This is a genomic window from Fimbriimonadia bacterium, from assembly GCA_039961735.1.
In the GTDB taxonomy this organism is placed as follows: Bacteria; Armatimonadota; Fimbriimonadia; order Fimbriimonadales; family JABRVX01; genus JABRVX01.
In genome coordinates, this window is record JABRVX010000071.1 from 1 (window position 1) to 11,871 (window position 11,871).

The 11,871-nt window shown below is 63.2% G+C and carries 11 protein-coding genes; 7 read left to right on the top strand and 4 right to left on the bottom strand.

The features are described from left to right. Positions 1 to 14 precede the first annotated feature (14 nt). Positions 15 to 188, top strand: coding sequence for a PEP-CTERM sorting domain-containing protein (locus HRF45_13720; protein ID MEP0767579.1), 174 nt, complete (start codon positions 15 to 17; stop codon positions 186 to 188). 97 nt (positions 189 to 285) lie between these two features. Beyond that, positions 286 to 1,419, top strand: a complete 1,134-nt coding sequence (locus HRF45_13725; GenBank protein MEP0767580.1) for a hypothetical protein — start codon at positions 286 to 288, stop codon at positions 1,417 to 1,419. 33 nt (positions 1,420 to 1,452) lie between these two features. On the opposite strand, the gene HRF45_13730 is transcribed toward HRF45_13725, so the two are convergent. The 4 genes from HRF45_13730 to sigH all read right to left on the bottom strand — a co-directional run bounded on the left by HRF45_13730 (position 1,453) and on the right by sigH (position 8,530). Next, positions 1,453 to 4,368, bottom strand: coding sequence for an adenylate/guanylate cyclase domain-containing protein (locus tag HRF45_13730; protein MEP0767581.1), 2,916 nt, complete (start codon positions 4,366 to 4,368; stop codon positions 1,453 to 1,455). Positions 4,369 to 4,834: 466 nt separating this feature from the next. Next, positions 4,835 to 6,541, bottom strand: coding sequence for a fibronectin-binding domain-containing protein (locus HRF45_13735; GenBank protein MEP0767582.1), 1,707 nt, complete (start codon positions 6,539 to 6,541; stop codon positions 4,835 to 4,837). An 89-nt stretch (positions 6,542 to 6,630) separates the two neighbouring features. Then, entirely contained in the window at positions 6,631 to 7,851 is a 1,221-nt protein-coding gene (locus HRF45_13740; protein MEP0767583.1) for a carboxypeptidase regulatory-like domain-containing protein, read from the bottom strand. 88 nt (positions 7,852 to 7,939) lie between these two features. Beyond that, a complete protein-coding gene (gene sigH / locus HRF45_13745; GenBank protein MEP0767584.1) occupies positions 7,940 to 8,530 on the bottom strand; it encodes an RNA polymerase sporulation sigma factor SigH in 591 nt (196 codons plus the stop codon). Positions 8,531 to 8,749: 219 nt separating this feature from the next. Between sigH and hpt the strand changes: the two genes are divergently transcribed. From hpt to HRF45_13770, 5 genes are all read left to right on the top strand, one after another. Then, positions 8,750 to 9,295, top strand: coding sequence for a hypoxanthine phosphoribosyltransferase (gene hpt, locus HRF45_13750; protein MEP0767585.1), 546 nt, complete (start codon positions 8,750 to 8,752; stop codon positions 9,293 to 9,295). A gap of 154 nt (positions 9,296 to 9,449) precedes the next feature. After that, entirely contained in the window at positions 9,450 to 9,665 is a 216-nt protein-coding gene (locus HRF45_13755) for a hypothetical protein (GenBank protein MEP0767586.1), read from the top strand. Continuing rightward, positions 9,665 to 10,333, top strand: coding sequence for a hypothetical protein (locus HRF45_13760; GenBank protein ID MEP0767587.1), 669 nt, complete (start codon positions 9,665 to 9,667; stop codon positions 10,331 to 10,333). Before HRF45_13755 ends, HRF45_13760 begins: the two co-directional genes overlap by 1 nt. Beyond that, the gene (locus tag HRF45_13765; GenBank protein MEP0767588.1) at positions 10,330 to 11,169 is read left to right on the top strand and encodes a hypothetical protein; all 840 of its coding nucleotides are present in this window, start codon (positions 10,330 to 10,332) and stop codon (positions 11,167 to 11,169) included. The genes HRF45_13760 and HRF45_13765 overlap by 4 nt, the downstream gene beginning before the upstream one ends. 146 nt (positions 11,170 to 11,315) lie before the next feature. Next, a complete protein-coding gene (locus HRF45_13770) occupies positions 11,316 to 11,462 on the top strand; it encodes a hypothetical protein (GenBank protein ID MEP0767589.1) in 147 nt (48 codons plus the stop codon). Positions 11,463 to 11,871 lie beyond the last annotated feature (409 nt).

The following is an 11,871-nucleotide window of genomic DNA, read 5'->3' on the forward strand; positions in this document are numbered from 1 at the left end:
GCTGGGTCTCTCGAATGGGTGTTTCCGCCAACGCGCGTGGCGACGTGCTCTGGCTCGCACGAACCCCAGACTACTACGCGCCGTGGGAGGTGTGGTACTCGGAGCTCGTCCCGGAGCCGGGAAGTCTTGGCGCCATCTGCATCGGTGCAGCGGCCGTGGGGCTGTCGCGGAGGTGTCGGAGGAGATGACCCGCGCTGCAGCCCGAGGCAGCCTCCTGAGTACACAACCCCCGGGGCCTCCAAACAGGTAACAGGATCGGGAAAGGCGGTGTCGAACTGCGGCGGGATGAACGCACGAGAACGCTTCCACGCCACCATGCACTACCAACCACGCGACCGCTGCCCCATCATGGACTTCGGGTTCTGGGACGAAACGCTCGTCGAGTGGCGGCGACAAGGCATGCCCCAGGACGCACACCCCGACGACTTCTTCGGCATGGACCCCCAGTGGATCGAGGCGCCGATTCGAGTGGGAATGTGGCCCGTGTTCGACACGCTGGTGCTGGAGGACATGGGAGAGACGCGAGTCGTGCGCGATTGCGATGGTGTGACGAAGCTCGAGGACAAGCGAAACCTGTCTATCCCGAGGTACCTGAATCACACGCTTAAGGACCGCGATAGCTGGGACCGGGAGTTCCGATGGCGCCTCAACGGACAAGACCCTACGCGCTACACCTCGGAGTGGCCGGAGTTTCTACGCCGCGCGCTCGACCCCGACCGCGATTACCCAATAGGAATACCGGCGGGTTCGCTTTATGGGTGGCTGCGTGATTGGATGGGTGTGGAGGCAATCTCCTACCTCGTGCACGAGGACCGCGAGCTTTTCGAGGAGATGGTGGCAACGGTGGCACAGTGCATCATGGATGCCATCACACCGGCGTTGGAGGCCGGCGTGCAGTTCGAGTACGCCTCCATGTGGGAGGATATGTGCTATCGGTCGGGACCGCTGCTATCACCTAAGGTGTTCGAGGAGGTGTTAGTGCCGCAGTATGAGCGCATCACCTCGCTCCTGAAGCGCTACGGCGTGGATGTGATAGTTCTCGACTGCGACGGCGATATCTCGCTCCTCGTCCCACTCTGGCTGAAGGCCGGTGTCAACACGATGTTCCCGATCGAGGTGGGTGTGTGGGGACTGGATCCCATCGCACTTCGCCGTCAGTATGGTCGCCAATTGCTGCTAATCGGCGGTGTGAGCAAATTGGTGCTTGCGAGCGATGAAGATGCCATCCGACGGGAAGTCGAGCGGCTGTCGCCGCTCGTGGAAGAAGGAGGGTACATCCCTACTCCGGACCACCGCGTGCCTCCGGACGTGCCGCTCGAGAACTACCTGTTCTACATCACGGAAGCCAAACGAGTGTGGGGCAAGTCGTTGCCGAACCTGCGCCCTACGGCGGAGCAAAGGATACCGGGAGCATTCTGACCATTCAGACTTTTACTTCGAGTCAGGCGTCTGTTAGTATCCTCGCGCCTGATCGCAGATCTCCTGCGCGGCGGCGAGGGCCTGTTCTACCGACCAGTGTACTGCGTCGCTTTCCCCCGCTTCGATAACGGAGCGATCACACCGATCCTGAAAGTCCTGCCACACCGAGCGGAACCGTGATAGCGCGACACCGTCTTCCATCAAGGGACTTCCCTTTGCCATTGCGAAGGCGAACAGACGTGCTGCCGACCGCTCGTTGCCGCGCAGCCACTCTGCACACGCAGTTAGTGCAATCTTGCGCTCTCGCCATGGTTCCAAGATCACCCAACTGGTGTGTGTGTCGATCTCGCACAAGTGGCCCAGCGCTTCATCGGGTTTTCCTTTGGCAAGTGCCAATTCGGCGGCGGCAAACAGATAGTGAATGCGCAGGTGCGGCACCTCGACGTTCGCGAGCCAACTCCGTGCCCTGCGCACATGATCCTCGGCGGCATCTAGGTTGCCACGTATGAGCGCCAGCCCGGCCTGGGTGGCGTGTGCGGCCGAGGCGAGCGCGACGTCCTCTGCGACTTCGTGCCACCAGGTCGCTCGCTCGGCCCACTCCTCCGCCTTGTCCAGATTGCCTAACAGTGCTTCCACCCGCACGTACAACCGCATCATCGAAGCGCCTAGCTCATAGTCCAGCTCTTCCAGATTGTCGTACTTGATCTCGTCCAGGAGGCGCTTCGCCCTCTCGGCGCCGTGCAGCACCAGTGCCAAGTCGGCCAGCATCACCTGCAACGCCACTAACAGCTCGGTGCTGCCCGAGCGCTGCAGTGGGATCGTAGCAGCCTGCGTGCGCGCGAACGCCTCATCTATGCGTCGCTCGGATGCGAGCGCACGCCCGGAGAACACGTGCCAGAACAGGATGGCATAGGGGTTCCCGGTAGATGCGAGTGCTTCCAACTCGGCAAGGAACTCCTCCCTGCGCTCAGGCAGCATCACCGACGAGCTTGCGAGGAACATGCACAGGTCATAGGGCATGTTCGCTTCTCGTGCAACCTGCAACGCCTGGTTCACCATTCGAATCCCTTCGTCCGAGCCCGGCATCAAGCGAATCCTGTGCGCACCGAGGAGATACAGTGCTCTGGCACGCGCCTCGGCAGGGGCGAAGGATTCCATCGCCGGCAAGGATGATTCGATCCAACTGACAATCTCGCCGCGCGAGAAAGGCATCAGTAGCTGCGGGAGGCGCACCACGGCCGACACCAGCCGCGCCGTCAGGGGGCCGTCTGCAAGCTCCTGGGTGTAGTGGGCCGCCGCGCGCAACTGATCCCGCGCCTGCACCAAACGCTTGACGTACGCGAACGGAAACCATTGCCACTCACTGTGCGTCAGTTCCGACAACATATCGGCGTAGAAGGAAGCGTGACGCCGCTTGAGGTCCATGATGTCGCCATGCTGCGCTACCTTGGCTAGTCCGTACTCCCTTAGGCTCTGCAGCAGCACGAACCTCATCTCGCCTCCGTCCTCCTCGGTTCTCAACAGTGACTTCTCGCGCAATCCCGCAATATCCGATAGAACGTCCGACCCTCCACACACCGCCTGCGCCGCCGCTAGCGTGAAAGGACCCTGGAAAACACACAGGTTGCGGAAAGTCTTTTGCTCCGACTCTGTCAGGCTGTCATAACTCCATGCGATCGCAGCCGCGAGCGACCTTTGCCGCTCCTCCACGTCCCTGCGAACCGTTGCCAGAAGTCCGAACCGGTCTCCCAGCCGCTCCAGTATCTGCCTTGGAGTGAAGATGCGGCACTGTGCGGCGGCAAGCTCGATGGCAAGTGGTAGGTGGTCTAATCTTCGGCAGATCTCCTCGATCAGCTCGCGGTTGTCATGACCGATGACGAACGACGGCCTCGTGCGTTGCACGGTCGCCTCGAATAGCCGTAGCGCATCACCTAGGGGCAGCGTGCCTACTACCCACTCATACTCCCCGCCCAGCCTAAGAATCTCTCGGCTAGTGACGAGTTGCGTAACCCGAGGGCAGCTATGCATGATGGCCGAAACGAGGTCCGCAGACTCGAGCTGGCGCTCGAAACCATCCCACAGCACTAGCGAGTGTCGTGCAGCGAGTCGGTCCAGCAGCTGCTCTACCGGATTACCCTCGTCGTAGGCCATGCGCATCGCCCGCATCGCCCGTGTCGCGAGCTCGTCCGATCCCACGTTCGGCGGCAGTGCGGAAAGCGGTACCCACCACACACCGTGCTCGTAGTGCGGCATCAGATCCTCCGCCACGCGCGCAGCCAGCCGGCTCTTGCCGACCCCTCCTGGACCTGTCAGTGTTACCAGCGCGGTCTCCGGACGGCGCAGCAGCTTGCCCAGCATCTCGATCTCGGATTGCCTCCCGAAGAACTCCGTGATCTCGAGGGGAAGGTTGTTCGGCTGGATCTCGGGCGTGCGCAGGGATGCGAATTCCTCCGGCCCGTCGCCGGACACGAGCTGATAGATTCGCTGGGCCTCCGGCACGCCGGTTAGCCGGTGCATGCCGAGGTCTCGGATCTCCCAACCGTTGTCGTTAGGTAACAGCTTGGCAGTGGTGTCCGAGGCTAGTATCTGTCCCCCATGGCCGGCAGCAACGATCCGCGCGAGACGATTCACCGGTGGGCCGAAGTAATCGTTACCCTCGGGAGCCAGGTCGCCGCTGTTCAGCCCGATACGAACTCGGAGCGGCTCCGGGATGGGCCACTCCAGCGTCTTGAGCGCGCGCTGGATCCCGATGGCTGCTAGAGCGGCTTGCCCTGCGCTCTCGAACACGGCGAGAAAGCTGTCACCTAGCGCCTTTACGATCTGGCCCTGGTGAGCGGTTATCTCCTTGCGCAACATGCGGTCGTGCAGCGCCACGGCATCGCGCATGGCACCGGGGTATCGCTCCCACTTCTCCGTGCTCGCTTCGATGTCCGTCATCAGCAGCGTCACGGAGCCTTTCGGAAGGGGTTTCGGCACATTGAGAGTGTACCGTCCGACCAGTCGCTGGGTTGCGCTCGCCTCCGGACCTAAGGGGGCTGAAGCCGGGTGTGCCCCAGCCGTCCATGGGCTCGGGAATGCGTGGGCCCGAGGCACCGCGAGCACCTTAGGCAGGCATCCGTGATCTTGGCAACCCTCTGCGAACTTTGCGCGACAATCCCGGCCTTAGCTACTGCAGCATTCGGGCGCCCATGCTACGGCGAGGCTCCCGGCTGAGATTTCACGCGGAGTGCGCAGAGAACACCGCGATGAACGCAAAGCGGCGGTCTCGGCGCCATCCTGGGCAGAGCGTGATGGAGATATGGTCAGCCTTCACAACGAACAGAGAGCCAGGCACCCATGCCAGAGTGTTCGGAGAAGGTCTGGACACACCCAATTCATAGCAGCACCGGGGTCTGCCCACTGCGAAGTCCTGTCCTCATCCATCCTTCAACGGCGTGACGTGTAGCGTCTTCTCATGCGAATAAGTGACCAGCCCGGGCGCAGCTCCTCGTGGCTTGCGCACGAACTTACGCAGCGTGTAGTCCACCGCGACTAGTGACGAATGCTTCGCCGGGCTATTACGAGCCACCAATTGCGCGGCACGTTCCAACACGCTCCGGGGGACGTCGGCGGGGCGATTGCCTGTCGGTACGATTGCATGCGCACTGACCCCACCCCGCACGTGAAGCCACCAGTCGTTCGGTTTGGCTACCCTCTGCGTCAGGTAGTCGTTCGCTGTTGCACTCTCTCCGTACAGAATATCGAGCCCCTCGGCGGTGTGCACTCTGCGAATGCGATGTCCATCGAAGGGGCGCTCTTCCTTCTCGCCTCGCTGTGACTCTTGGGTCCGCAGCCAGCCACGGAGCGTCGCTTCGTTCCGTGCCTCCGCCAATTCCTGTGCCCTCATATCGTCCAGCCGGGCCAGCAGTGCCAGTAGGTCGTCCCGGGCTCGGCTTAGCAGCACGAGGCGCTCTCGCAGTGCGGGTTCTGCTTGCCTTGCGGAGCGCGCCTTCCGGAAATAAAGCTCCGCATTCTCTGCTGGCGTGAGGTTCCCATCCAGTGCGATCTCTACCTCGGCTCCCGTGGGATCCGTGTAGTCCGGTGCGAGCAACGTAGTAGCACCCGGCTCCAGTGTGTGTGCGTATGCGAGGATCAGCTCGGCGAACACCTGCCACCGCCTTGCCAGGTCGGCATCGCTCAGCCTTGCCTGCACGTCGTCCAGCGCGCGCTCCGTGGCTGACAGCGCGCGAGATAGGGCAGTGCGCAGGTGGGCGCGCTCCTGATCCATCTTCCCGGCAGCCACCAGCGACAGGTAGTGTGCATCCAATGCCTCGCAGAGGGAGCGCCGCTCCGCCACCGTCACACCTGGCGGCGGTGGGAATGCGATCGGATAGGCTCCGAGGCTTGCCCCGCCCTTGGCCCGGTAGGCAACGGGTCGCCAGTCGTTCGCAAGAAGCACCTCTCGCCACGTGGCATACGCCTCCCGCAGCCCCTCTCGGCGTGCCCCACCGAGTTCCCATAGGCGTTCAGCGAGGAATGGGCTGACGCCCTGCACGGTCTGCCGTAGCCAGTCCGGCCCAATCTCCTCGGCGTCTCTGGCCAGCGCCTCGAACTCGTCGGGCGTGAGGATACGGGGGTCGAGGCCGCCGATGGGAGGGGGCGGCTGGTAACGCAGTCCGGCTCGTACCTGTCGCCGCGATTGCTTCGCTCCCACGGTCTTCAGCGCTCCCAGCACGAGCCCCGTGTCGTCGAGGAGCATCACGTTGGAGTGCTTGCCCATGAACTCGCCAATGTAGGTGAAGGTGCGTCCCCCTTCACCAATCACCTCGACTTCGAGCACGCGATCCATCCCGCGCATCCGTACATCCGTGATCCGTCCGTTCTCTGTCCACTTACGCGCCATCGAGCAGAAAGCCGGCGTCGGCTGGGGGTTGGCAGGGCGAACGGCGGTGAGGTGTGCGCGAGCAAACTGCGCGTCACAGCAGAGCAGGAGCACGAGCAGCGGGCCTCCGCAATACACCTGCAGGCACAGCGTGTGTTCGTCGGGTTGCGAAATGCGCTGCAGGCGGCCGCCGACCAACTTGCGGCACTCGGCGACCACGGCAGCAAGCACCGTGCTGTCAAAGGGGGCGCGAAAGCTCATCGCACTCGATTATACGGCTCGCGTTGGCCGGCAGACTTCGAGCGCCGGGGCAGACGCCCCGGCGCTCTGCTAGTCGGTGTGTCCGTTTCCTATGGCCCGAATCTGGGCAGCGTGCCAGACGCGGTACCCGTGAGCAGCGTCCCGTTGGCGTTAACCGAGAAGCTGACCGTACCATCCGAGTTGAAGGTGAGACTTGCCACTCCGGCCTGCACTTCCTCGGAGAACTGGGTAATGGTGCCCGCGCTAGCCACGAAGTCGGCGCGAAGGAAGGACCCGCTCTCGGTTCCTGCCGTGCCAGCCAGCGTATCGGGCCCGGTCACATCGGCCGTCACGTTCAGCAGAACGGCTCTGTTCAAGGGGAACTCGTTCACGCCCGAGAGGCTGATCGTGACGAAGCGCTTGTCTGGGAATCCAGGCACTTCGCGAACGCTGACACCGGACGCCGGGCTCTGGATGATTTCGTCGTTTAGCGTGAACACCATGCTGCCACCGTAGTTGGCTGTCGTGGGTACGGCTCCGCCACCGCTGATGACCGTGATGTCCACCCAAGCCGCCGCGCCCGTCTCGACACTCGCCGAGGTCTCCGATGCCCGCGTACTGGTCTCCACTCGGAACAGATGGCCCCCGGGCGTCAGTCGTGTCGCCAGATACGGCACGTAGCGCCCTGTATCCACGTCGTCCACGAACACCTTCGCCCGGGCGTTGCTCGTCACGAGGACCGTCGGCCCCATCGCGGCATCGAGCGCTGCGTCCACGTCTTCCGAATCGCGGAAGTCCACCGCGTCGAGGTCAATCAGCCCGCCTGTCGCTGCAGAGCGCACTGCATTCAACGCCTGGTCGAACACCTCGCTGTCTATCAATGCTTTGGGAGTCCCGGCCGCCACCAGACGGGCGATGCCGAGGTAGGCGATGGTGGTCTCGGGATCGGCCCGTACCACGCCGCCCTTTCGCGGCATGGGGACCAACGCGTGGATGGAGAGCGAACCACCCGCATTCGCCGTCGCGGTAATGCGAAGGAGCGTCCCCGGCGGTAGCGTCCGGACGGATGCGGTGAACTTTCCTGTCGGGTCGGACGTTGCGCTCGCCAGCACCTCTCCCGTGGTGAAGTGGGTCACGGTGACGCTAGCCCCTGCGAGCGGCTCGGCTGCGCGACCACGTGAAGCTCCGTTGCTGAAAACCTGACCGGAGAAGGAGGTGATGGGATCGCTGTCGTTCCCCCCACAGCCGGCAAGGCCGAACGCGGCCAACACGGCCGCCAGGACAGCGAAACGCCCGCCCGCTGAAGCGGGGAGCTTTGACCGAATGGACATAGGCAGACCTCCCGAATACGCCGAACGTGTGGGCGCCCGGGCAATGCTGCACCCACACTCTAGATTTCGGCAGGAGGTTCGGCCCTGCTCAGTCCTTGAACATGACGCTAATCTTGCGTTTCACCCGCTGGAGCGCGTTGTCTATGGACTTGGTGTGGCATTTCAGCTCCACGGACATCTCGCGATACGATTTGCCGTCCAGATAGCACCGAAGGACCCGTCCCTCGAGATCGCTCAAGACCGGTCGAACGGCCTCGTGCAAGTTCGGGGGTAGCCTCCGAACCATCAGCAGCGCCTCGGGGTCGGCGCTCGTGCGGTCCGGGATCACATCCATCAGCGAGCCGTCCGTGTCCTCGCCCGAAACAGGGCGATTGAGGGACACGTACGCGTTCAGGGGGCCGTGCTTCTGGCGGGTGGCCGTCTTCACGGCGGTGATGATCTGACGGGTGACGCACAACTCGGCAAAGGGTCGAAACTTGGAGAGCCGATCGCTACGGAAGTCGCGAATGGCCTTACAGAGGCCGATCATTCCTTCCTGGACCACGTCCTCTCGGTCAGCGCCGATTAGGAAGTACGCTCTCGCCTTGCTCTCGACCAGCGTGCGGTATCGCGTAATCAGGTACTCAGTGGCTCTGTAGTCGCCGCGCCGGGCAATCCTAACGACGTCCTCGTCCTGCATGCGGTGAAAACACAAACCATTCGAGCGGTGAAAACCGGGGGTGACCAAGCTCCCCTCCACCTTCTTCCATGGAATTCATAGAACTGTCAAGCGGACGGAATATGTTGGCGCTAGTGTAGCCCCTGGATTCCCAGAGTGTCAATAGGTTCAAGCGGTCAGTACTTGTTACAGTGGAAAAGATAGGAAGGAATCAGCCCGCCAACCCGGAATCTGCTCCCCATGCTGCTCCATCCGGACGCCGACCAGGTGCTCATCTCCGCACGGCGCCTGCGGAGCCGGGTCCGCGCCATAGCTGCTCAGATCAGCGCCGACTATGGCGAGGAGGGCGTGCATCTCGTCACGGTGCTGAAGGGAGGCGTCTTCTTCCTAACCGACCTCGCGCGCAACCTCACGATCCCGAACTCGATGGACTTCATGGCCGTCAGCAGCTACGGAAGGCACGTCGAGAGCGGCGAAGTTCGGATCACCAAGGACCTGGACGAGAGCATCCAGGGCAGACACGTGGTGATCGTCGAGGACATCGTAGACACCGGACTGACCCTGGCCTACCTGTGCCGCAACCTCGAAAGACGCGGGCCTCTGTCCCTCAAAGTTGCGGTGTTGCTAGACCGACCCAAGCGGCGCATCGCCGACGTACCCATCGGATACAAGGGCTTCGACATCCCCGACCTTTTCGTCGTGGGATACGGGTTGGACTGGCGACAGCAGTACCGCAACCTGCCGTACATCGGCATCCTCCGTTCCGAGGCGCTGACCGCACGTTGATCGGGGCCGTTGGCCCTGCTTTGCCGCCGCGAAGTGGGCAGTTGTTCACTCCCGGGGGATAATCCTTAGTGTCCCACACCTTTTCAGGCGGGCCAGGTTGGGACCACGCATTCCCTGTCGAACCAGATAGCCGATGGATTGCCGAGATTGCTCGTTGTACGAGCCCGAGCACGACGAATGCCGGTCCGGCAAGCTGAACCCGCACACCAAAGAAAACGCGGTGGAAGTGGTGCAGTTGCTTGGCCTCCGTGCACTGTGCGTGTTCAACGACTTCCGGGAGCCCCTCATCCAGCACATGCTGGACGACGAGGTTCACGAGGGGCTGCTCGGCCCGCCTGACAAGCGCCCTACAAGGCGGCGCAATAGATAGTGGCTACCCTTCATGCTTTCCGTGCGCTTTGGCCCGCATCCCACGGGGGACACTCCGCTGCCGACTTCCTGTTCGACGAGCCCTCCGATCCCGAGGCGCCGTCCGCGCAGCGGCTGACGGAAATGGATCGCCGTGACACGGACCGCAGTCGCTTCGTCTCCCACATGCGAGCTGCCGCGCTCCTGGCCGCATGGAGGCGAGCAGGCGTGTTCGAGGCTGGCTCAGAACCAACGCTGTTCGCGTGGCGACGGAACGACCAGATCGTAGCCGTTGCCGGGCTGGTGCCCCCGCCGGAGCTACCGCTCGCGACTCCCAGACCCACTGAGGTTCGGGAGGCAAAGGCACGCCTCGAAGCCCTCGGCGCCGTGGTCGAGATGCCAGTCCTCACGGCGGCGAACCTGCCGGATTTGGAGGTCCGACCCCTCTACGACACTCCGCTAGGATCGCTCTGCTCGGTGCTCGGCCTTCAAAAAGTGATGGTGGAGATGGCCGCTAGCGATATGGCCGGCAGCGAGATCGTCGGGGCACTCGACCTGATCTTCCAGGGCAGTGCCGAGGGGAGGCGCGGCATCCCCGTTTGGATCAGATCAGGCACGCATGACTTCCGCCCGCCTGTCGGCTCTCTGCTGTGGCCGTGGGTGGAAGAACTTGCCGGGGCTCCGCTATGAAAGTCCTCCTCCTTGGCACCGGCGCCGCGGACGGCATTCCTGCGCTTTTCTGCGATTGCGCGGTGTGCCGGTTCGCGAGGCAGCACGGCGGGCGAGAGATACGTTCTCGCAGTGCCGCGCTCGTTGACGGGCGCCTGAAGATAGACCTGGGGCCAGACACGTTGTCGCACGTGCATGCGCACCGGCTGAACCCTGCCGAGTGGAGATGGGTTGCGTACACGCACTCGCATGACGACCACTTCGCCCCTCGCGAACTGCAGTACCTCTTCCCGCCCTTCGCGACCGAGACCACGCCCAACCTCGAAATCCTGGCGAATGCCAGGATCGTCCAGAAGATCCAATGCCTTGCGCCAGAGGCGGAGTCGCTGCCCGCTCGCGTCCTACGGCCGTTCGAATCGACTGATATCGGCCCATACCGGTTGACCGGCCTGCTCGCTACGCACCAGAACGGTGACGAGGAATCGCTGAACTTGCTAATCGACGACGGCTCCTCGCTGCTGCTGTACGCTACGGACACAGGGTGGTGGGGGGAGCGGACTTGGCAAGCCGTGGAGAGCCTCCCGAAGCCGCTCGACCTCTTGGTCGTGGATTGTGCCCATGGCGACCGGACCATCGAGTACAACGGCCACATGGGGGTCGATCTGGTGCTGCGGATGCGCGACCGCCTGGCGAAGAGCGGGGCGGTTACTGAGTCCTCTCGCGTGGTCTCCACCCATCACTGCCATCGAGGCGGCCTTACGTACGAGCAGTTGGTAGCGCGCCTGGAGCCGAGCGGAATAGAAGCCGGCTATGACGGAATGTACATCGAAATCGGTGCACCCCCGCAGGAATCCTAGGCACTCTGGCGAAGCTGGCTTGAAACGAGTGTAGCGGCCGACCGGCGCGGCGGATGTACTCCGGGAAGAGGTCCGTTGCCCCAGAACCCCCGGCCCCAGCGGCGTGTCGGGTCTCTACCCTCTACCTAGGTCAGGAGGCGTCGGCGATGGCGCAAGGTTACTGCCTCAAGTGTAAGGCCCAGAAGGAGATCAAGGACCCCATCAAAACCACGCTCAAGAACGGGAAGCCTGCCGTGAAGGGCACGTGCCCCGACTGCGGAGGCAAGATCTTCAGGATCGGTCCGGCGAAGTAGGCGCGGCGGAGCTCCCGAGTGCGGAGCTATGGGGCGGCAGCGGTGCCGCCCCTTCTTACTGTGCGGTGAAGCTCTCCACTGCGCTCCGTCCTCTGCGAACGGCTCGACCGTGAGCCCCGCCTTCTCGCGAGAGCATGAGCACCAAGCAGGCCGGACCCTCCGCATCGCGACGTGGAGGAATGCAAAGGCACGCTCTTCACCCGAGAGCGGGTGGAGAGATGGAAAGCGTGTCGCCGCGAGGCTTGCACCTATTGCTGGTACGACGGCGCACACGGCACTCAATCTTGCTATCCGCCGCAGGGGTGCGAATCCTCATCTCAAAACCTCTGCCCCGGGCCAATCGGCGCAGACAGCACGGCGCGCATCCCCCTTATTCTCGAGATGTTATCGCGCCTTTCTCCGCAGATTC

Excerpts from the sequence above, each read along its gene's own strand:
- HRF45_13720 (MEP0767579.1), top strand. The coding sequence starts at position 15 with ATGGGTGTTTCCGCCAACGCGCGTGGCGACGTGCTCTGGCTCGCACGA.
- hpt (MEP0767585.1), top strand. The coding sequence starts at position 8,750 with ATGCTGCTCCATCCGGACGCCGACCAGGTGCTCATCTCCGCACGGCGC.
- HRF45_13765 (MEP0767588.1), top strand. The coding sequence starts at position 10,330 with ATGAAAGTCCTCCTCCTTGGCACCGGCGCCGCGGACGGCATTCCTGCG.
- HRF45_13735 (MEP0767582.1), bottom strand. The coding sequence starts at position 6,541 with ATGAGCTTTCGCGCCCCCTTTGACAGCACGGTGCTTGCTGCCGTGGTC.
- HRF45_13740 (MEP0767583.1), bottom strand. The coding sequence starts at position 7,851 with ATGTCCATTCGGTCAAAGCTCCCCGCTTCAGCGGGCGGGCGTTTCGCT.
- sigH (MEP0767584.1), bottom strand. The coding sequence starts at position 8,530 with ATGCAGGACGAGGACGTCGTTAGGATTGCCCGGCGCGGCGACTACAGA.
- HRF45_13725 (MEP0767580.1), top strand. The coding sequence starts at position 286 with ATGAACGCACGAGAACGCTTCCACGCCACCATGCACTACCAACCACGC.
- HRF45_13770 (MEP0767589.1), top strand. The coding sequence starts at position 11,316 with ATGGCGCAAGGTTACTGCCTCAAGTGTAAGGCCCAGAAGGAGATCAAG.